The 19,854-nt window shown below is 36.6% G+C and carries 19 protein-coding genes; 14 read left to right on the top strand and 5 right to left on the bottom strand.

Going from position 1 to position 19,854, the window contains the following annotated elements; translation table 11 throughout:
- Positions 1–40 precede the first annotated feature (40 nt).
- Positions 41–1,522 (top strand): IMP dehydrogenase, encoded by a 1,482-nt coding sequence (guaB, locus tag RG565_RS01480; RefSeq protein WP_003030719.1) that lies wholly within the window; start codon positions 41–43, stop codon positions 1,520–1,522.
- Between the two features lie 88 nt (positions 1,523–1,610).
- On the opposite strand, the gene recF is transcribed toward guaB, so the two are convergent.
- Both recF and yaaA read right to left on the bottom strand, forming a co-directional pair.
- Positions 1,611–2,708 (bottom strand): DNA replication/repair protein RecF, encoded by a 1,098-nt coding sequence (gene recF / locus RG565_RS01475; protein WP_247936914.1) that lies wholly within the window; start codon positions 2,706–2,708, stop codon positions 1,611–1,613.
- Between the two features lies 1 nt (position 2,709).
- Positions 2,710–3,087 carry a S4 domain-containing protein YaaA gene (gene yaaA / locus RG565_RS01470; RefSeq protein ID WP_247936913.1) on the bottom strand — a complete coding sequence of 126 codons (378 nt, stop codon included), beginning with the start codon at positions 3,085–3,087 and terminating at the stop codon, positions 2,710–2,712.
- A 177-nt stretch (positions 3,088–3,264) separates the two neighbouring features.
- On the opposite strand from yaaA, the gene yfmF reads away from it, so the two are divergent.
- The 8 genes from yfmF (at position 3,265) to RG565_RS01430 (ending at position 10,451) form a co-directional block, all read left to right on the top strand.
- Positions 3,265–4,512: an EF-P 5-aminopentanol modification-associated protein YfmF gene (yfmF, locus tag RG565_RS01465; RefSeq protein WP_059221669.1), complete on the top strand. Its 1,248-nt coding sequence runs from the start codon at positions 3,265–3,267 to the stop codon at positions 4,510–4,512.
- A complete protein-coding gene (gene yfmH / locus RG565_RS01460; RefSeq protein WP_247936912.1) occupies positions 4,512–5,807 on the top strand; it encodes an EF-P 5-aminopentanol modification-associated protein YfmH in 1,296 nt (431 codons plus the stop codon). The genes yfmF and yfmH overlap by 1 nt, the downstream gene beginning before the upstream one ends.
- 58 nt (positions 5,808–5,865) lie before the next feature.
- Positions 5,866–6,687 (top strand): cytoskeleton protein RodZ, encoded by an 822-nt coding sequence (gene rodZ / locus RG565_RS01455; RefSeq protein ID WP_049533455.1) that lies wholly within the window; start codon positions 5,866–5,868, stop codon positions 6,685–6,687.
- Positions 6,688–6,697: 10 nt separating this feature from the next.
- Positions 6,698–7,237, top strand: coding sequence for a CDP-diacylglycerol--glycerol-3-phosphate 3-phosphatidyltransferase (pgsA, locus tag RG565_RS01450; protein WP_003027883.1), 540 nt, complete (start codon positions 6,698–6,700; stop codon positions 7,235–7,237).
- A gap of 1 nt (position 7,238) precedes the next feature.
- A complete protein-coding gene (locus tag RG565_RS01445) occupies positions 7,239–8,066 on the top strand; it encodes an energy-coupling factor ABC transporter ATP-binding protein (RefSeq protein WP_070670722.1) in 828 nt (275 codons plus the stop codon).
- Positions 8,051–8,890, top strand: coding sequence for an energy-coupling factor transporter ATPase (locus RG565_RS01440; RefSeq protein WP_268732161.1), 840 nt, complete (start codon positions 8,051–8,053; stop codon positions 8,888–8,890). The genes RG565_RS01445 and RG565_RS01440 overlap by 16 nt, the downstream gene beginning before the upstream one ends.
- Positions 8,883–9,677: an energy-coupling factor transporter transmembrane protein EcfT gene (locus tag RG565_RS01435; RefSeq protein WP_247936910.1), complete on the top strand. Its 795-nt coding sequence runs from the start codon at positions 8,883–8,885 to the stop codon at positions 9,675–9,677. The genes RG565_RS01440 and RG565_RS01435 overlap by 8 nt, the downstream gene beginning before the upstream one ends.
- A gap of 156 nt (positions 9,678–9,833) precedes the next feature.
- Positions 9,834–10,451: a LysM peptidoglycan-binding domain-containing protein gene (locus RG565_RS01430; protein WP_003027878.1), complete on the top strand. Its 618-nt coding sequence runs from the start codon at positions 9,834–9,836 to the stop codon at positions 10,449–10,451.
- A 137-nt stretch (positions 10,452–10,588) separates the two neighbouring features.
- Here the strand turns inward: RG565_RS01430 and RG565_RS01425 are convergent, their stop codons facing one another.
- From RG565_RS01425 to sdaAB, 3 genes are read right to left on the bottom strand one after another with little or no spacing between them, the layout of a single operon-like run.
- On the bottom strand, positions 10,589–11,245 hold the full coding sequence (locus tag RG565_RS01425) for an HAD hydrolase-like protein (protein ID WP_247936909.1): 657 nt from the start codon (positions 11,243–11,245) through the stop codon (positions 10,589–10,591).
- A gap of 52 nt (positions 11,246–11,297) precedes the next feature.
- A complete protein-coding gene (gene sdaAA, locus RG565_RS01420; RefSeq protein WP_247936908.1) occupies positions 11,298–12,170 on the bottom strand; it encodes an L-serine ammonia-lyase, iron-sulfur-dependent, subunit alpha in 873 nt (290 codons plus the stop codon).
- Between the two features lie 8 nt (positions 12,171–12,178).
- Positions 12,179–12,850, bottom strand: coding sequence for an L-serine ammonia-lyase, iron-sulfur-dependent subunit beta (gene sdaAB / locus RG565_RS01415; RefSeq protein WP_059221662.1), 672 nt, complete (start codon positions 12,848–12,850; stop codon positions 12,179–12,181).
- Between the two features lie 258 nt (positions 12,851–13,108).
- Between sdaAB and RG565_RS01410 the strand changes: the two genes are divergently transcribed.
- From RG565_RS01410 to rplI, 5 genes are all read left to right on the top strand, one after another.
- Positions 13,109–13,636, top strand: coding sequence for a LysM domain-containing protein (locus RG565_RS01410; protein WP_049507219.1), 528 nt, complete (start codon positions 13,109–13,111; stop codon positions 13,634–13,636).
- Positions 13,637–13,969: 333 nt separating this feature from the next.
- The gene (mnmA, locus tag RG565_RS01405) at positions 13,970–15,115 is read left to right on the top strand and encodes a tRNA 2-thiouridine(34) synthase MnmA (RefSeq protein ID WP_268732164.1); all 1,146 of its coding nucleotides are present in this window, start codon (positions 13,970–13,972) and stop codon (positions 15,113–15,115) included.
- Positions 15,116–15,250: 135 nt separating this feature from the next.
- Complete coding sequence (mnmG, locus tag RG565_RS01400) at positions 15,251–17,167, top strand: tRNA uridine-5-carboxymethylaminomethyl(34) synthesis enzyme MnmG (RefSeq protein WP_247936906.1); 1,917 nt, start codon at positions 15,251–15,253, stop codon at positions 17,165–17,167.
- Positions 17,168–17,419: 252 nt separating this feature from the next.
- Positions 17,420–19,396, top strand: a complete 1,977-nt coding sequence (locus tag RG565_RS01395) for a DHH family phosphoesterase (RefSeq protein ID WP_247936925.1) — start codon at positions 17,420–17,422, stop codon at positions 19,394–19,396.
- Complete coding sequence (gene rplI / locus RG565_RS01390) at positions 19,393–19,845, top strand: 50S ribosomal protein L9 (RefSeq protein ID WP_003040525.1); 453 nt, start codon at positions 19,393–19,395, stop codon at positions 19,843–19,845. The genes RG565_RS01395 and rplI overlap by 4 nt, the downstream gene beginning before the upstream one ends.
- Positions 19,846–19,854 lie beyond the last annotated feature (9 nt).

Genomic DNA, 19,854 nt, shown 5'->3' with positions numbered 1-19,854 from the left:
ACGAGCTGTGCTCAATCAATAAAGAAAAGAGGAATTGTGGATGTCTAACTGGGACACTAAATTTTTGAAAAAAGGTTTTACTTTTGATGATGTATTACTCATTCCTGCAGAGAGTCATGTTTTGCCAAATGATGCGAATTTACAAACAAAATTGGCTGAAAATTTGACACTCAATATTCCAATTATCACCGCAGCAATGGATACTGTTACAGAAAGTAAAATGGCCATTGCTATTGCTCGTGCTGGAGGTCTTGGTGTTATTCACAAAAATATGTCTATTGAGCAACAAGCGGATGAAATTCGGAAAGTTAAACGATCAGAAAATGGAGTTATCATTGATCCATTTTTCTTGACTCCAACTCATACGGTATCAGATGCAGAAGAATTGATGGAACGTTATCGTATCAGTGGTGTTCCTGTTGTTGAAACGCTTGAAAATCGCAAATTAGTTGGGATTATTACAAATCGTGATATGCGATTTATTACGGATTATAATCAACCTATCTCAGCGCATATGACGAGTAAAAATCTTGTGACAGCTCCTGTTGGAACAGATCTTGAAACGGCAGAGCGGATACTTCATGAGCATCGCATTGAAAAATTACCATTGGTTGATGACTACGGTCGTTTATCTGGTCTGATTACAATTAAAGATATTGAAAAAGTAATTGAATTTCCAAATGCAGCTAAAGATGAATATGGTCGTCTTTTGGTTGCTGGTGCAGTAGGAGTTACTTCTGATACATTTGAGCGTGCAGAAGCTTTATTTGAAGCAGGTGCAGATGCTATTGTCATTGATACAGCACATGGACATTCAGCGGGAGTACTTCGGAAGATTGCTGAGATTCGTGAACATTTTCCAGAACGAACGTTGATTGCAGGGAATATTGCTACAGCAGAAGGTGCCCGTGCATTATATGATGCCGGAGTTGATGTTGTAAAAGTCGGGATTGGTCCAGGTTCAATTTGTACCACTCGTGTTATTGCTGGAGTTGGTGTACCTCAAGTGACGGCAATTTATGATGCTGCACAAGTTGCGCGTGAATACGGGAAAACAATTATTGCAGATGGTGGGATTCAGTATTCAGGAGATATCGTGAAAGCACTTGCTGCAGGAGGAAATGCAGTGATGCTTGGTTCAATGTTTGCTGGTACAGATGAGGCACCAGGTGAAACAGAAATTTTCCAAGGCCGTAAGTTTAAAACATATCGTGGGATGGGGTCCATTGCTGCTATGAAGAAAGGGTCCAGCGATCGTTATTTCCAGGGTTCTGTCAATGAGGCGAACAAGCTAGTTCCAGAAGGAATTGAAGGTCGTGTAGCTTATAAAGGTGCAGCAGCAGATATCGTTTTCCAAATGATTGGAGGAGTTCGTTCTGGTATGGGATATTGTGGAGCAGCCAATCTCCAAGAACTACATGACAAAGCTCAATTTATTGAAATGAGTGGAGCTGGTTTGAAAGAAAGCCACCCTCATGATGTTCAAATTACGAATGAAGCTCCAAACTATTCTGTACAATGAGATTTATTATAAAAGCTCTGCATTACCTACTGCAGAGCTTTTATAATTTACACACTTTGCAAGTGTGTAAAGCGTGTTAATATCTAGTTTACACCTTGTCTTCAGTTAAATGTCCTTCATGAATTGAGAAAATTTTAATATTAGAAGGCATGTTTTGTAGATGTTCTAGAGTTGTTGTTGTTATAAATGTTTGGATATTTTGAGAAATAGTTTCAAGTAAATTAAGTTGACGACTATTGTCAAGTTCACTCATAACATCGTCAAGTAGAAGAATTGGTTTTTCTTTAGTAACAGTTTCCATGAGCTCAATTTCTGCCAGTTTGAGAGATAAAACCACACTTCGATGTTGTCCTTGACTACCAAAATTGGCATTCATGTCATTGATACAAAAAGCAATATCATCTCGATGGGGACCAACCCCAGTATTTTTTTTAAATAAATCTCTACTACGGCTTTGCTTTAATGCAATTTGGAAAGATTCTTTTAACTTATTGGAATCTGAAAGTGGAACAGAAGAGCAGTACTTAATGGTTAAGTTTTCTAAATGACTTGAGAGTTCCAAATGTTTTTGTTGACCAAAGTGCTCTAATTTTTTGAGAAATTCTATCCGATGCTGCATAACACGACAACCAAACTCCACTAGTTGATCATCTAAAACTGCTAAAAAAGTCTCATCTATTGTTTTTGCTGTTTTTAAATAAGTATTTCTTTGTTTTAAAACATGGTGGTAATGTGATAAATCAGATAAATAGATTGGCTTAATTTGCCCCAATTCTATATCAATAAATTTTCGTCTAAGGGCTGGAGCTCCTTTAATCAACTGTAAATCTTCTGGAGCAAATAAAATAACATTCATATTTCCAACATAATCAGATAGTTTGCTTTGTTTTAGATGATTAACCTTTGTAATTCTTCCTTTAGGTGTCAAGTCAATCTCTAAAGAGATTTTCCCCGTTTGCTTGACAAGTTGTCCAGATATTTTTAGGGTGTCTTTGGAGAAATAAATTAAATCTTTGTCTGAACGAGTTCGATGACTTCGTGTCAATGCAAGAAAATAGATGGCTTCCAAGATATTTGTTTTTCCTTGAGCATTTTGGCCTAGAAAAATATTGAGACCAGAATGAAAATCTATTTCAGTTGCTTCATAATTACGAAAATGTTGAATTTGTAACTTTTTTAACCACATATTAAATACCTGGGAAGCGGATAGGAGCCTTTTTATCCGATTTATTGGTTCTCAGACTTGTTGTCGATTTACTTTTTTTGATACTTTTGTTCATTTCTTTTACAAGGGTGGCAACTCGTCTTTTTTCTAAAAGCTCTTTTTCATGCTCCCCCCCTTCCTCTTCATTTGGTGCAGTCAGCAGTATTTCTAATTTTTGATTTGGAAGAGTAATAGTATCGCCAATGCGAATTTTCTTTCCGCGGCGAGTTTCGAGTTCTCCATTAAAATAAACTTGATTTTCTTGAAGAAAACTTTTAATAGCACCACCACTTTGAATGATTCCGACTTCTTTTAATAAAGCTTGTAGAGTGATGTAGTCATCAAATAATTTATATTTCATATAATTCACCTCGATCTTTGTCATTATATCATAATTAGATGAAAAGATGATATTAGAATTATCACAATCACACCATTAAGAAAACGTTTTAAGTTGAAAGAATAAAGCTTGAAGGAGAAATTAGGAGTTGTTTCGTGATATAATAGAAGTCAATATTAAAAGAACATGAGGGACACTATGGAGCTGGTTTCTGGAGTAGATCTCCATTTTATAACATCCAAAAAATTTAAAACGAATCGAATAAAAATGAGGTTTTCAGCTCCGATGTCTACGGATACGATAGCGGGGCGCGTGCTGGTTGCAAGTATGTTTGAAACAGCTAATGAAATCTATCCAACTTCGCAGATTTTTCGTGAACGATTAGCAACTCTTTATGGTGCCAACTTTTCAACGGGATTATCACGCAGAGGACTAATACATTACGTGGATTTAAATATCTCTTTTGTTAGCGATGCATTTTTAAGTCGAAAAAATACACTAACAGGAGAGATACTTGATTTTTTAAAGGATAGCTTGTTAAAACCTTTAGCGAATGAAGGAGCTTTTAATCAGGCTGTTTTTGAAATTGAAAAAAAGAATGTACTCAATGATTTAAAAGCTGAAATTGAAGATCATTTTTATCACGCGCATCAAGAGCTGAATAAATTATTTTATACAGAAAAGGAAATACAAACTCCTCGTTTAGCTACGCCAGACTTAGTTGACAAGGAAACACCAGAAAGTAGTTTTGCTATTTTTCAAAAAATGCTTCAAAATGATAAAATTGACATCTTTTTTATGGGTGATTTTAATGAGATTGAAGTCTGTGAACATATTAAAACCTTTGGTTTACAGCCGCGTCAACTTAGTTTGCAACTGCATTATCATCAAGAATTTTCGAATGTTTTAAAAGAATCATTGGAGCGAAAAGATGCTTATCAATCTATTGTTGAATTAGGATATCATTTTTCTGCTCAATATGGTGATAAGACTCATATCCCTCTTATTGTATTGAACGGACTTTTAGGTGGCTTTGCTCATTCAAAATTATTTGTTAATGTTCGGGAAAAAGAGGGTCTAGCTTATACAATTTCAAGTAGTATTGATATTTTTTCGGGTATGATGCGTATTTATGCTGGAATTGATAGGAAAAATCGAACAAAAACAGTGAGTTTAATTTATCGACAAATTGCAGATTTAAAAAAAGGACATTTTACTGATGAGGCGTTAAATCAGACCAAAAAAATGCTACGAAATACGATGCTCCTTTCTTTAGATAGGCAAAATACGTTGATAGAACAAGCTTATATGGCATCTGTTTTGCAGAAAACATTTATGCCAATTGCTGTTTGGCTAAATGCTTTAGAAGCAGTCAGCCGAGAAGATATCATTGTTGCTGCAACACAACTCAGGCTACAAGCGATTTATTTTATGGAAGGAAAATAATGCAAATTTTAAAAATGGAGAGGAAGGATTATCCAGCAGTTGGAGAAGCAGTCTATCAGACTACTTTACGAAATGGTCTAAAAGTATTTCTTTTACCCAAACGAGATTTCAATGAAACTTATGGGATTATGACAGCAAATTTTGGCTCAATTGATACTTCTTTTATTCCGCGTGGTTCTAATCAAGCTGTTCAATACCCTGCAGGAGTTGCACATTTTTGGGAACATAAATTATTTGAGGATGAAAATGGTCAAGATCTTTTACAACAATTTGTTGAATTAGGTGCTGAGAGCAATGCCTTTACAAGTTTTACTAAGACCAGTTATCTTTTTTCGGCGACGGACAATGTTTTAGAAAATGTGAGATTGTTGCAAAGTTTACTAGAAAATGCTTATTTCACAGAAGAATCTGTTCAACGTGAACAGGGAATTATCCAGCAAGAAATTGATATGTACAAAGACAATCCAGATTATTGCCTGTTTTTTCACACTTTAGCAAATCTTTATCCAGACACTCCATTGGCAGAAGATATTGCAGGAAGCGTTGAATCAATTGCAGAAATAACTGTTGAGGATTTGGATGAAAACTTTGAAACCTTTTACCATCCATCTAATATGAGTTTACTGCTGATTGGTAATTTTGACTTAGAAAAGACCATTGCTGTTATTCAGGAACAACACGAATCTTTGAAGGGGATTGATGAAGAAAGTTTGATTAGACGTTTTCCCCTTGCGTTAAATCCTGTTATTTCTACTGGGAGTGTTCGAATGGAAGTGGCAAGTTCTAAACTTGCAATCGGATTACGTGGGAGTCAATCACTAGTGGGAGCTGATTTATTTCGTTATAAGACTGCTTTAAAACTGCTATTTGCAATGATGTTTGGTTGGACATCTAAAAGATTTCAAACGCTTTATGAGGCTGGAAAAATAGACAACTCATTATCGTTAGAAGTTGAAGTAGAAAAAGATTTTCACTTTGTGATGTTAACAATGGATACTAGTGAGCCAGTTGCTCTGTCTCACCAATTTCGTTCTGCGATTCGTGATTTTGAAAAAGACCCTGATGTAACAGAAGAGCATCTTGATATTATAAAAAGTGAAATGTTTGGTGATTTTTTACATGGACTGAACTCATTAGAATATATTGCCACTCAATACGAAACCTTTTCAGAAGGGGATAATCTATTTGATTTACCAAAAATATTACAGACAATTAGTTTAGTTGATGTGATTGAAATAGGACATCATTTTATTGATTCTTGTGAAATGATTGATTTTACTATTTTTCCAAAATAATTTCATGTTTTGATGAAATTTGGTAAAATAGTGTTTAATAGAAAGAAGGCTAGTGTGTATGAGAAAGAAAACAATCGGTGAAGTCCTGAGGTTAGCTCGTATTAATCAAGGAATGAGCTTGGAAGATTTACAAAAGAAAACAGATATTCAGTTAGAGCTACTGGAAGCTATGGAAGCTGATGATTTTGATCGTCTTCCCAGTCCTTTCTATGCTCGTTCTTTTCTAAGAAAATATGCTTGGGCTGTTGATTTAGATGAGCGAATTATTCTTGATGCTTATGAAGAAGGAAACATGATTACTTATGATGAAGTGGATGTTGATGAGGAAGAGAATTTTAGAAGTCGAAGAACAAAAAAACAACGAACTTCTTTTTTACCATTATTTTATCTGACGATTCTTGCATTAGCTATTTTATCTTTTGTTAGTTATTATGTTTGGACATACGTTCACCATAACTCATTAACAACCACTCCTTCATCAAGTTATAGTGTTGTAAACAAACAGACAACTACTTCTTCTAGTTCGACTAGTGAGGCAACTTCTAGTGAATCTTCTGGCAGTTCAAATACAAATTTGACTGTATCAGGAAATGGTAACAACTTGACAGCAACCTTAACAGGTGCAACAAGCTCTGTCAATTTAAAACTATCAGTTACTGATGCAACTAGTTGGGTAAGTGTTACAGGTACAGACTTAGAAGGTGGGGCAATATTAAGTCCTGAGAATCAAAGTGTGTCAACCACTATTTCACCAGGCACTACCTCAACAATTACTCTTGGTGTGGTTCAAGGTGTGACCATTACAATTGATAATCAACAGATTGATACGTCAGGCTTGACAAGTTTGACAGGTACAATTACACTTATAATAAACAATTAAGGAAAAGAAAATGAAAAAAGAAAATATTCCCAATGCTTTAACTCTTTTGCGGATTGCTTTAATTCCAATTTTTATTTTAGTACTATCCTTGGGTCACTCTGTTGGAATGCATGTCTTTGCAGCGATTATTTTTGCAGTAGCCAGCATTACAGATTATTTGGATGGATATTTGGCTCGTAAATGGAAGGTTGTAACAAATTTTGGGAAATTTGCTGATCCGATGGCAGATAAGTTATTGGTCATGTCAGCTTTTATTATGTTGATTGAAATGAATATAGCACCTGCTTGGGTTGTTGCAGTTATCATCTGTCGTGAGTTAGCTGTGACAGGTTTGCGGCTATTGTTGGTTGAAACTGGAGGGACAGTCTTAGCTGCTGCTATGCCAGGGAAAATAAAAACATTTACGCAGATGTTTTCCATTATTTTTCTGTTATTGCACTGGACACTGCTAGGACAAGTTTTGCTATATATTGCATTGATTTTTACGATTTATTCGGGTTATGACTACTTCAAAGGAAGTGCCTATCTTTTTAAAGATACATTTAGATAATATGAAAAATATCATTGAAGTTCAGCATTTAAAGTATAAATACGATCATCATGTAGATGATTATATTCTCAAGGATGTGACGTTTCACGTGAAACAAGGAGAGTGGCTGTCTATTGTGGGGCATAATGGCAGTGGCAAGTCTACGACGATTCGTTTAATAGATGGCTTGTTGGAGGCAGAAAGTGGCGAGATTATCATTGATGGAGATAAATTAACTCTTGAAAATGTATGGGAAAAGCGCCAGCATATTGGGATGGTTTTTCAAAATCCAGATAATCAATTTGTGGGGGCGACTGTTGAGGATGATGTTGCCTTTGGTTTGGAAAATCAAGGAATGGATTACCAAATAATGTTTGACAGAGTTCAAGAAGCATTAGACATTGTTGGAATGCAAGATTTTAAAGAGCGTGAACCTGCAAGACTTTCAGGTGGGCAAAAGCAGCGCGTGGCTATTGCTGGTGTGGTTGCTTTGCGTCCTGACATCATTATTTTAGATGAAGCAACTAGTATGTTGGATCCGGAAGGGCGTTTAGAGTTGATCCAGACAGTTAAAAAGATTAAAGATCGACATGGAATGACTGTTATTTCTATCACGCATGATTTGGATGAGGTGGCTCTTAGTGACCGAGTTTTGGTGATGAAGGAAGGTCAGGTGGAATCAACCAGCACACCAAGTGAGCTTTTCTCACGAGTGGATTTAGAAGATTTAGGTTTAGATGAACCTTTTACAAATCAAGTAAAGGAAACTTTGCTGAATTCAGGCTTTCAATTGCCAGAGCGCTATTTAACAGAAAAAGAATTGCAGGATTATTTATGGGAATCACTTTAGAAAATGTAAGTTATACTTATCAAGCAGGCACTCCCTTTGAGGGTCCTGCCCTTTTTAAAGTCAATTTAGAAATAAAAGATGGCTCATATACTGCTTTGGTTGGTCATACAGGTAGTGGGAAATCAACTATTTTACAATTGCTGAATGGGCTTTTAGTCCCGACTGAAGGAAGTGTTGTGATTGATGATGTCAAAATTACTTCCACATCTGTAAACAAAGATATTAAACAAGTACGTAGAAAAGTAGGATTGGTTTTTCAGTTTGCTGAAAGTCAGATTTTTGATGAGACCGTTTTAAAAGATGTTGCTTTTGGTCCACAAAATTTTGGAGTATCAAAAGAAGATGCTGAACGTTTAGCACGTGAAAAATTAACTCTTGTCGGAATTTCAGAAGAATTATTTGAACGAAGCCCGTTTGAACTGTCTGGGGGACAAATGCGTCGAGTAGCCATAGCTGGTATCCTAGCCATGGAGCCAGATATTCTTGTATTGGATGAGCCAACAGCAGGCTTAGATCCTGCTGGACGAAAAGAATTGATGAGTTTATTTAAACGATTACATGAAGCAGGAATGACCATTGTTTTGGTAACGCATTTGATGGATGATGTCGCTAATTTTGCAGATACGGTTTATGTGATGGAAAAAGGAAGATTAGTCAAAAGCGGAGAGCCTCGGCAAGTTTTTCAAGATGTAGCATTTATGGAAAGTATTCAACTAGGAGTCCCCAAAATTACAAAATTTGTACAAGAATTAAAAAATAGAGGGTTAACTCTTCCGTATTTACCTATCACCATAGAAGAATTTAAGGAGTTACTACATGGATAGTATGATTTTGGGGCGATATGTTTCTGGAAATTCAATCATTCATCGATTAGATCCTCGCAGTAAACTTTTGTCAATGTTTTTCTTTATTTTAATTATTTTTTTGGCAAATAATATTGTAACCAATGGACTACTATTCGTCTTTACAATAGTATTAGTTGGACTTTCCAAGATTCCTTTAGGCTTTTTCCTTAAAGGATTAAGATCTATGGTCTTTTTGATTGCTTTTACTACTTTGTTTCAACTACTTTTTACATCTGGTGGCACGACTTTATTTCAATTTGGCTTTATTAGAATTACTGAAGTAGGTCTGGCTCAAGCGGGTATCATTTTTAGTCGTTTTCTTTTAATTATTATATTCTCTACCTTATTGACTTTAACAACAATGCCACTTAGTTTGGCAGACGCAGTTGAATCATTATTGCAGCCTTTAGTAGCATTAAAGGTACCCGTTCATGAAATAGGGTTGATGTTATCAATGAGTTTACGTTTCGTTCCTACTTTGATGGATGATACGACACGGATTATGAATGCTCAAAGGGCGCGTGGGGTTGATTTTGGTGAAGGAAATATTGTTCAAAAAGTAAAATCAATTATTCCGATTTTAATTCCGTTATTTGCTTCTAGCTTTAAACGTGCGGATGCTTTGGCAACTGCTATGGAAGCGAGAGGTTATCAAGGTGGTGTAGGAAGAAGTCGTTATCGTCAATTGAGGTGGAAAAAAGCAGATACCCTTTCTATTTTTATTATGTTTGCTTTAGGTTTGATGTTATTTTTCTTAAAAAGTTAAAAAACTTATATTATTGTTAGCTAAAAAACGCCTTGAAGGGCGTTTTTGGCGTATAAAATCAATATTTCTGTAATCTTTGTAATACAATTATAAGATTAGAGTAATATTTTATGTGTAATATAGTATTATACGAAAAAAGGAGAAATTGATATATACATGAATACAAAATCAATGAAATGGACTTTATCAGGACTTTTTACGGCAGTTGCCTTTTTTGCAACGGGAGCTATTGCAAGTGCTGAATCTTATACTGTTAAATCAGGTGACACTTTATCAGAAATCGCTAAAGAAAAAAACACATCAGTTGAAAAAATTGTTGAGCTCAATAAAATTGAAAATCCTGACTTGATTAAAGTTGGGCAAATTTTAGAACTTGATGAAGAGAAAAATTCAGAAGTTTCAACAGAAACTACAACAGAAGAAGCTGTAACTTATGAAGATGTGACATATAACGCACCTGCTGCTTCCACTACCTATTCGCAACCGGCTGCAAACACTTCTTCAAATGTTGTTCTTCCTAATGGAAATACTGCTGGTGCTACGGGATCTTATGCAGCTGCTCGTATGGCAGAATTGACAGGTGTCCCAGCATCAACTTGGGAACATATCATTGCTCGTGAGTCAAATGGACAAGTAAATGCTTATAACCCATCAGGAGCTAGTGGTCTTTTCCAAACTATGCCAGGTTGGGGGTCAACAGCAACAGTAGATGATCAGATTCAATCTGCTTACCGTGCTTATAATGCTCAAGGTCTTTCAGCTTGGAACTATTAAGCAAAATTTTATGATAAATGAGTAAACAAAAAGACGAATCATTGAGTAAAAGATGATTCGTCTTTTTCTATGAGTGATTGGCTCAGCAAACATAGTTGTTTGTTTTAGAATCTTTGATTGTATATTGTAAAGATGGTTTACAATTCATGTAAAGTATTATTTACCAAAGCCGTTAAAATTTTCTGAGGTGAATCTGAGATAAAATCTGCCCCATTGTCAGTTAATTCTTTCTTGTTTCCAAATCCCCACAGAACTCCTAAAGTAGCAATTCCGACTGATTTTCCACCAATCATATCAAATTTTGTATCCCCAACAATGATAGATTGCTTAAGATTAGCATGAGAATTATTTAAAGCACGAGTTATAACATCTGCTTTATGATAAGAATTTGGAAGAGAGCCGAAGATACCATTAAAATGTTTATCAATTTCTAGGTATTGTGCCATTTTATGAGCCATTGGTTCATTTTTACTAGTGGTAATATAGACATGGTAATCCGAATGTTCTAATTCTAACAACAGTTCTTTTATACCTTTGTAAAGTTGAGCTTCAAAAACACCGTTATTTTTATAGTATTCTCTAAAGAAAGCAATAGCTTGATTGACGTTGGTCTCTGGCACTACAGAAACGAAACTAACTTCTAAAGGTGGTCCAATGAAAGTATCCAGCTCTTTGCTATCAGGGGCTTTGATATTTAGTGAAGTGAATGCGTACTGGAAAGCATTCTTGATTCCTACAGAACTGTCAACAAGTGTTCCATCTAAATCGAAAAAAATATATTTAAAATTTTGCATAGTCTAAATTCATGTTTACAGAGTTGTAAACTTTTTCCTTTTTTGGAGAAAGTTATTCTCCAAAAATTTCTTTGGACAATCTACGACCAGTAGGTGTAGCCGCCAATCCACCTTCAGCAGTTTCACGGAAGGCAGTTGGCATACTTGCTCCAACTTGATACATAGCGTCAACTATTTCGTCAACGGGAATTTTTGATTCAATACCTGCTAAAGCCATATCAGCGGCAATGAAAGCGTAGCTAGCTCCCATAGCATTTCGTTTGACACAGGGAACTTCTACTAATCCTGCAACGGGGTCACAGATTAATCCAAGCATATTCTTAATCACAAAACAAATCGCCTGGCTGGCTTGAAATGGGGTACCACCTGCTGCCAAAACAAGTGCTGCTGAACTCATGGCTGAGGCTGATCCAACTTCTGCTTGACAGCCCCCTTCAGCTCCTGAAATAGAAGCATTATTAGCGATGACTAGACCGAAAGCTCCAGCTGTTAATAAAAAGTCTAGTTGTTGTTTTTCAGTAAGGCTTAATTTTTCGATAGCAGATGTAAGGACAGCGGGTAAACAACCAGCACTTCCTGCTGTTGGTGTTGCACAGACCAACCCCATTTTAGCATTGTATTCATTGACAGCAATAGCATTTTTAGCTGCCGTCAAGACAGTATAGTCCGAAATAGTTTTTCCTGATTGAATATATTTGTGGAGTTTGGCTGCATCGCCACCTGTTAAACCACTCCGAGATTTACTTTCATCTAATCCCATAACGACAGAAGCTTTCATAACTTCTAGATTTCTAGTCATCAAGCGTAAGACTTCATCTCGTTCACGACCTGTCAGTTCGTATTCAGTAGCAATCATAAGTTCGGCAACGCTACCCTGAAAGTCTAAATCTGCTTGCTCCACTAATTCTTTGATTGAATAAAACATAAACTCTCCTATTTAAAGAAATTGACATTATGAAGTTTAGGAATTTTCTTGATTTCCTCAATAGCTCCATCACAGCTGCGACTGTCAACTTCAATGATCATAATTGCTTTTTCACCTGCTTTTTCTCTTGTGACATTCATCTGTGCGATATTGATGTTATAACGAGAAAGTGCTTCAGTAACATGAGCAATCATTCCAGGTACGTCCTGGTGAACGATAATGATTGTTGGAGTGTTCATGCTGAGTGAAATAGAAAAACCATTTAATTCAGTTACCTGAATATTTCCACCACCAATAGAAATACCAGTAACACTAATCGTTTTGTGGTCGTTTTTTACGGTGATTTTAGCTGTATTTGGGTGTGGAGCATTGCTATCTTTTTGAATAGTCCAGACAATTTTAATCCCTCTTTTATGAGCAATTTCTAGGCTATTTGGAATATCAGGGTCATCTGTATCCATTCCGAGAATCCCAGCTACAAGAGCCAGGTCTGTACCATGTCCCCGATAAGTTTTCGCAAAAGAATTAAATAGTTGGAATTCAACTTCTGTTGGTTCGTCATCAAAGATAGACGAGACAATTTTTCCGATACGAACAGCTCCTGCAGTATGACTACTAGATGGACCAATCATAACAGGTCCAATAATATCAAAAACAGATTGAAATTTTAGTGAGTTCATTGTAATTCCTTATAAGTTCATTATCTTCATTATATCAAAATTCAGTATTTTTTTTTGTTTTTTTATTTGACAAAATAGATGTGATGTAAATTCTAGACCATCTTTAAGGTCACTTTTCTTATAGTAACCTTAAAGCAAAGAAATATAGGGTGGATTTTAGTCTCTCTTCAATTTGTTTGTAATATTTTTAATGAAAGGAAAAAACAATAGTAATAATTAAGGTATATGATAGTTCTATCATAGAAAAGGAGAATTTAAATGATATTGAATTTAAATAACACAAATAAAAAAACAAAAGTAGGTTTAATGAGCTTAGCAGCAACAGTGCTGTTCTTTCTTCCTACACTTGCAAATGCGGATAGCTATACAGTAAAATCTGGAGATACTCTTTCAGCTATTGCTGCGTCACATAATACAACAGTTGATCAAATTGCTCAGAAAAATAAGATTAGCAATATTCATCTGATTAGTGTTGGGCAGGTATTGGAATTAGATAACACCGCTACAAGCACTACAACTGCGGAGTCAAGTAATTCTACAACTACCACATCTGGTCTGAGTGCTGAAGATGCGGCTGCAAAAGAATGGATTGCGCAAAAAGAATCAAGTGGCAGTTATACAGCCCAAAATGGACAATATTATGGTCGTTACCAATTGAGTTTATCATATTTAAATGGTGACTTGTCAGCAGAGAATCAAGAAAAAGTAGCAGACGCTTATGTAGCGGGTCGTTATGGTTCTTGGTCAGCTGCTAAGACTTTCTGGTTAGCAAATGGCTGGTATTGATGAATACAAAAAATGATTGAGGTTGGGACAAAATGTCTCAACCTTTTTGTGATGAAAGCAAGGCTTTAATATAGTAGTTTACGACTAAAAGCACCATTTTCAGACTGTAGATAGAGGCTGAAAGTTGCTCACTAGATTCGCCCTTTTGATAGAATTTCTATTGTTTCATTCACTGATTTAATAGTTTATCCACTGAATTTTTAGTTTATAGTAGTGTAAAGTTATTGATGTCTGGTTATTGAAATTTGTTCTTAAGGTTATTTCGTGTTATAATAAACCTTGCTCTAAGCGACCTTCAATCGTTGAAAGCAAAACACGACCTTCAATCGTGAAATAACGAAAAGATGGGAGAACACTATGAGTGATCATTCTAAAACACGTGTCGTTGTCGGAATGAGTGGCGGTGTGGATTCGTCAGTTACGGCTCTTTTGTTAAAGGAGCAGGGCTATGACGTGATTGGCATTTTCATGAAAAATTGGGACGACACTGACGAAAATGGGGTCTGTACGGCTACAGAGGACTATAAAGACGTAGCAGCTGTGGCAGACCAAATTGGCATTCCCTATTATTCTGTCAACTTTGAAAAAGAGTATTGGAATCGCGTTTTTGAATATTTCTTAGCTGAATATCGAGCTGGTAGAACCCCGAATCCAGATGTCATGTGCAACAAAGAAATTAAGTTCAAAGCTTTTTTGGACTATGCTATGACATTGGGAGCGGATTATGTGGCAACAGGTCACTATGCGCGTGTAAAGCGCGATGAAGACGGAATTGTTCATATGCTGCGAGGAGTGGATAATGGCAAAGATCAGACTTATTTCCTTAGTCAGTTATCACAAGAGCAGCTGCAAAAAACGATGTTCCCTTTGGGACATTTAGAAAAGTCTGAAGTTCGAGCTATTGCAGAGAAAGCAGGATTAGCTACTGCTAAGAAAAAAGATTCAACTGGCATCTGCTTTATTGGTGAGAAAAACTTTAAAGAATTCCTAGGAAACTATTTACCGGCTCAACCTGGTCGCATGATGACAGTTGATGGTCGAGATATGGGTGAACATGCTGGTTTAATGTATTATACAATTGGTCAGCGTGGTGGCCTTGGTATTGGTGGTCAGCATGGCGGGGATAATGAACCTTGGTTTGTAGTGGGTAAGGATCTCAGTCAAAATATTCTTTATGTTGGTCAAGGTTTTTACCATGACAACTTGATGTCAACGAGTCTTGACGCTAGTCAAGTACATTTTACAAGAGAAATGCCAGCTGAGTTTACTATGGAATGTACAGCTAAGTTTCGTTATCGTCAGCCAGATTCTAAGGTTACAGTAACTGTAAAGGGTGACCAGGCAATTGTCAACTTTGCAGAACCTCAACGTGCTATTACACCTGGACAAGCCGTTGTATTTTATGATGAAGAAGAGTGTCTTGGTGGTGGCTTGATTGACAATGCCTATAAAGATGGTAAACTTCAACAGTATATTTAGATTGACATTTTTTAGCAATCTGCTAAAATGGATATAGCAATAACTATGATGGTCAAAGCTCATGGATGTTGCAGGCTTTTTGTCCTGCACTTCTAGAGGTTTGACTTTTTTGGTGAAAAAATAAGGAAAGAAAAGATGACACACAATTTTACTGAAAGTTATGATATTGTCGTAATTGGCGCAGGGCATGCAGGTGTTGAGGCTTCGTTAGCAGCCAGTCGAATGGGCTGTAAAGTCCTACTTGCGACAATCAATATTGAAATGCTAGCTTTTATGCCTTGTAATCCTTCTATTGGAGGATCTGCTAAGGGGATCGTTGTACGTGAAGTGGATGCTCTAGGTGGAGAGATGGCTAAGAATATAGATAAAACTTATATTCAAATGAAGATGCTCAATACTGGGAAAGGTCCAGCGGTTCGTGCTCTTCGTGCCCAAGCAGATAAGGAACTTTATTCTAAAGAAATGCGCAAGACGGTTCAACATCAAGAAAATCTCACTTTGCGTCAAACTATTATAGATGAGATTCTAGTTGAGAATGGGAAAGTCGTTGGTGTGAAAACAGCCACGCACCAAGAGTTTGCTGCACAGGCAGTTGTCGTAACAACCGGTACAGCTCTGCGTGGAGAAATTATTATTGGAGATTTGAAGTATTCTTCTGGTCCTAATCATAGTTTAGCTGCAATTAACTTAGCAGACAATTTACGTGATTTAGGGTTTGAAATTGGGCGTTTTAAAACAGGGACTCCACCACGTGTGAAAGCCTCTTCTATCAATTATGAAGAAACGGATATTCAGCCTGGAGATGAAAAAGCGAACCACTTTTCCTATACTTCTCACGATGAGGATTACCTCAAAGATCAGATTCCTTGTTGGCTAACTTATACTAATGGAAGAAGTCATGAAATTATTCAAAACAACCTTTACCGTGCACCAATGTTTTCAGGAATGGTGAAAGGTGTAGGACCACGTTACTGCCCGTCAATTGAAGACAAAATTGTTCGTTTTGCAGATAAAGAGCGTCACCAACTTTTCTTGGAGCCAGAAGGGCGAGATACAGAAGAAGTTTATATTCAGGGGTTGTCAACGAGTTTGCCAGAAGATGTTCAAAAAGATTTAGTGCATTCTATTAAAGGACTTGAAAATGCTGAATTGATGCGAACTGGCTATGCGATTGAATACGATATGATTATGCCACATCAGCTTCGCGCCACTCTAGAAACTAAGAAAATCTCAGGTTTGTTTACAGCTGGACAAACGAATGGGACGTCTGGTTATGAAGAAGCAGCGGGACAAGGCATTGTTGCAGGAATCAATGCAGCTCTGAAAGTTCAAGGAAAGCCAGAACTGATTTTGAAACGCAGTGATGGTTATATTGGGGTCATGATTGATGACTTGGTCACTAAGGGAACGGTAGAGCCGTATCGTCTTTTGACAAGCCGTGCTGAATATCGTCTCATTTTACGACACGACAATGCAGATATGCGATTGACTGAAATTGGACGTAAAGTAGGATTGGTTGATGATGAGCGCTGGCTGCGTTTTGAAATTAAGAAACATCAATATGAAACTGAAATGAAGCGCTTGAGCACTATTAAATTAAAGCCAATTAAAGAAACGAATGAAATGGTTGAAAAATTAGGCTTTAAACCATTGACAGACGCAGTTACAGCGAAAGAATTTTTGCGTCGGCCAGAAGTTTCATATCAAGATGTTGTCAAGTTTGTCGGTTCAGCAGCTGAAGTTTTAGATGAAAAGATTATTGAATTGATTGAAACTGAAGTTAAATATGAAGGCTATATTTCCAAGGCGTTGGATCAGGTTGGGAAGATGAAACGAATGGAAGAAAAACGGATACCAGCAAACATTGACTGGGATGATATTGATTCCATTGCGACAGAAGCTCGTCAGAAATTTAAGAAAATAAACCCAGAAACAATTGGTCAAGCTAGTCGGATTTCAGGTGTCAATCCAGCGGATATTTCGATTTTGATGGTTTATTTGGAAGGTAAATCACGAAGTATCTCAAAAAATCAAGAAAAAGCAAAAAAATAAATGATGAAGATGCTTGTTCACATTTCTGAGCAAGTATTTTTTCGTCAATAATACTTGACAAGACTGTAAACCACCAGAGAAATAAAGTTAGTTTAATGGGAAAATCAGGCATTCTTTCTTGTAAAGTAATCAAAGGGATGCAGGAAGATTTAATTTTTTCTAATGTTTGACAGTATTATTTGGTTTGCTTTAATAAGGGAAAACTCGCTTTTTTAGAGCTTTTGTGGTAAAATGGCGGTTAAGAGGTTTATGATGAAAAAATTTCGTTTTACTCCAATTCATTTTGTAATCATGGGCGTTATTTCCTTTGGAATTTTAGCTATTTTATTACGAGTTTTTGGTAGCAGCATTCTGATGTTATCTGCACTCTTTTTAGTGCTTGCTCTTTTGATTTTTCTATTGATTTACCAACAAAAAAGTTATGAAATTGATGAAGTGGAACAAATCCAGTATGTGAATGATCAAGCAGAAAATAGTTTGGCATCATTGCTTGAAAGAATGCCGGTTGGTGTTGTAAAAGTTGATCAAACATCTGGAAATGTAGAATGGTTTAATCCTTACGCAGAGTTGATTCTTACCAATGAAGACGGTGAATTTGATGTGGATTTGCTGCAAAAAATTACCAAAACACCATCTGAGGGTGCTGGGTCGTATGCAACAATTGGGGATACAAAATATTCGGTCTACTTAGATCATGCTTCAAGTGTGTTTTACTTTTTTGATGCATCTAATGAGTATGAGGCAACTTCAGAATTAGTAACGACGAGACCAGTTATTGGTATTATTTCAGTTGATAATTATGATGATTTAGAGGACGTCGTCTCAGATTCAGATATTAGCCACATTAATAGCTTTATTGCAAATTTTGTCTCTGAATTTGCAGGAAAATATGCTATGTTTTCTCGTCGTGTTGGAATGGATCGTTTCTATATTTTTACGGATTACACGGTGCTAGATCGGTTAATGCAAAATAAGTTTGCAGTTATTGATCAGTTTAGAGAAGAAGCTAAAAAGCGGGAAATTCCTCTCACATTGAGTATGGGCTTCTCTTATGGTGATAGTAATCATGAGCAAATTGGTAAAGTGGCTCTCTTAAACTTGAATCTTGCTGAAGTTCGTGGTGGTGATCAGGCTGTTGTTAAAGAAAATGATGAGTCAAAGAATCCTGTTTACTTTGGTGGTGGCTCAGCTGCATCGGTGAAACGGACACGTACTCGCACGCGCGCTATGATGACTGCTATTTCGGATAAGATTAAAAGTGTGGACCAAGTTTTTGTAGTTGGGCACAAAAATTTGGATATGGATGCGCTTGGTTCTGCTGTGGGAATGCAAGTATTTGCTAGTAATATTATTGATCAGACTTATGCTGTTTATGATCCTCATCAAATGGCTGCGGATATTGATCGAGCAGTTCGCAAACTGCAGGATGAAGGGGAGACCAATCTTCTTTCGGTCGCTGATGCGATGACAATGGTGACCAATCGTTCTCTGTTGATTATGGTGGATCATTCAAAAACAGCTCTGACTTTATCAAAAGAATTTTATGATTTGTTTAACCAAATTATTGTCATTGATCACCACAGAAGAGATCAAGATTTTCCGGAAAATGCTGTTATCACTTATATCGAAAGTGGAGCAAGCAGTGCCTGTGAATTGGTAACAGAGTTGATTCAATTCCAAAATTCTAAGACAAGACGCTTGAGTAAAATGCAGGCTAGTGTGTTGATGGCTGGGATTATGCTGGATACGAAGAAGTTTTCTTCTCGTGTAACGAGTCGGACGTTTGATGTAGCGAGCTATTTGCGCACGCGCGGAAGTGATAGCGTAGCCATTCAAGATATTTCTGCCACAGACTTTGATGAGTACCGTGAAGTGAATGAGCTAATTTTAAATGGTAAGAAAATCTTGCCAAATGTACTCGTCGCTACCGGAGCAGAAGAAAAATGCTATGATACAGTTGTTATTAGTAAAGCAGCAGATGCTATGTTAGCTATGTCAGGGATTGAAGCTAGTTTTGTTGTCAGCAAAAACAAACAAAATAGTATATCGATATCTGCTCGTAGTCGTAGTAAAATCAATGTCCAACGTATCATGGAAGAACTGGGTGGCGGCGGTCATTTTAATTTGGCGGCAGCGCAAATTCCTGACCAGACAATTGCTCAGGTGGTTCATAGCCTGAATGAAATTATTGTTCGTGAAGTACTAAAAGATAAGGAGTTAGAAGAATGAAAGTAATCTTTTTAGCAGATGTAAAAGGTAAAGGAAAAAAAGGTGAAATTAAAGAAGTGCCTACTGGCTATGCACAGAATTTTCTGATTAAGAAAAATCTTGCAAAAGAGGCGACTGCAGCAGCTATCGGCGAGCTTCGCGGAAAACAAAAATCAGAAGAAAAAGCACACGCTGAAATGCTAGCTGAAGCGCAAGCCATTAAGGAAAAGTTGGAAGCAGAAAGTACAATTGTCGAATTTACTGAAAAAGTGGGACCAGATGGACGGACTTTTGGTTCTATTACCAGTAAAAAAATTGCTGAAGAGTTGCAGAAGCAATTTGGAATTAAGATTGATAAACGATTGATTCAAGTCAAGAGTCCTATTCGTTCTGTTGGTTTGATTGATGTGCCAGTGAAAATTTATCAAGATGTGACAAGTGTGATTAACTTACGTGTAAAAGAAGGTTAATTGAAGAAT

Origin of the sequence: Streptococcus sp. IsoGale021, from assembly GCF_031142795.1 — a bacterium.
Classification (GTDB): domain Bacteria; phylum Bacillota; class Bacilli; order Lactobacillales; family Streptococcaceae; genus Streptococcus; species Streptococcus hominis.
Note: the sequence above shows the minus strand (reverse complement) of the source record. Positions and strands in the feature narration are given on the sequence as shown.

What these genes read in the sequence shown, in the direction of transcription:
- guaB (WP_003030719.1), top strand. Translation starts at nt 41, where the DNA reads ATGTCTAACTGGGACACTAAATTTTTGAAAAAAGGTTTTACTTTTGAT.
- recF (WP_247936914.1), bottom strand. Translation starts at nt 2,708, where the DNA reads ATGTGGTTAAAAAAGTTACAAATTCAACATTTTCGTAATTATGAAGCA.
- yaaA (WP_247936913.1), bottom strand. Translation starts at nt 3,087, where the DNA reads ATGAAATATAAATTATTTGATGACTACATCACTCTACAAGCTTTATTA.
- yfmF (WP_059221669.1), top strand. Translation starts at nt 3,265, where the DNA reads ATGGAGCTGGTTTCTGGAGTAGATCTCCATTTTATAACATCCAAAAAA.
- yfmH (WP_247936912.1), top strand. Translation starts at nt 4,512, where the DNA reads ATGCAAATTTTAAAAATGGAGAGGAAGGATTATCCAGCAGTTGGAGAA.
- rodZ (WP_049533455.1), top strand. Translation starts at nt 5,866, where the DNA reads ATGAGAAAGAAAACAATCGGTGAAGTCCTGAGGTTAGCTCGTATTAAT.
- pgsA (WP_003027883.1), top strand. Translation starts at nt 6,698, where the DNA reads ATGAAAAAAGAAAATATTCCCAATGCTTTAACTCTTTTGCGGATTGCT.
- RG565_RS01445 (WP_070670722.1), top strand. Translation starts at nt 7,239, where the DNA reads ATGAAAAATATCATTGAAGTTCAGCATTTAAAGTATAAATACGATCAT.
- RG565_RS01440 (WP_268732161.1), top strand. Translation starts at nt 8,051, where the DNA reads ATGGGAATCACTTTAGAAAATGTAAGTTATACTTATCAAGCAGGCACT.
- RG565_RS01435 (WP_247936910.1), top strand. Translation starts at nt 8,883, where the DNA reads ATGGATAGTATGATTTTGGGGCGATATGTTTCTGGAAATTCAATCATT.
- RG565_RS01430 (WP_003027878.1), top strand. Translation starts at nt 9,834, where the DNA reads ATGAATACAAAATCAATGAAATGGACTTTATCAGGACTTTTTACGGCA.
- RG565_RS01425 (WP_247936909.1), bottom strand. Translation starts at nt 11,245, where the DNA reads ATGCAAAATTTTAAATATATTTTTTTCGATTTAGATGGAACACTTGTT.
- sdaAA (WP_247936908.1), bottom strand. Translation starts at nt 12,170, where the DNA reads ATGTTTTATTCAATCAAAGAATTAGTGGAGCAAGCAGATTTAGACTTT.
- sdaAB (WP_059221662.1), bottom strand. Translation starts at nt 12,850, where the DNA reads ATGAACTCACTAAAATTTCAATCTGTTTTTGATATTATTGGACCTGTT.
- RG565_RS01410 (WP_049507219.1), top strand. Translation starts at nt 13,109, where the DNA reads ATGATATTGAATTTAAATAACACAAATAAAAAAACAAAAGTAGGTTTA.
- mnmG (WP_247936906.1), top strand. Translation starts at nt 15,251, where the DNA reads ATGACACACAATTTTACTGAAAGTTATGATATTGTCGTAATTGGCGCA.
- RG565_RS01395 (WP_247936925.1), top strand. Translation starts at nt 17,420, where the DNA reads ATGAAAAAATTTCGTTTTACTCCAATTCATTTTGTAATCATGGGCGTT.
- rplI (WP_003040525.1), top strand. Translation starts at nt 19,393, where the DNA reads ATGAAAGTAATCTTTTTAGCAGATGTAAAAGGTAAAGGAAAAAAAGGT.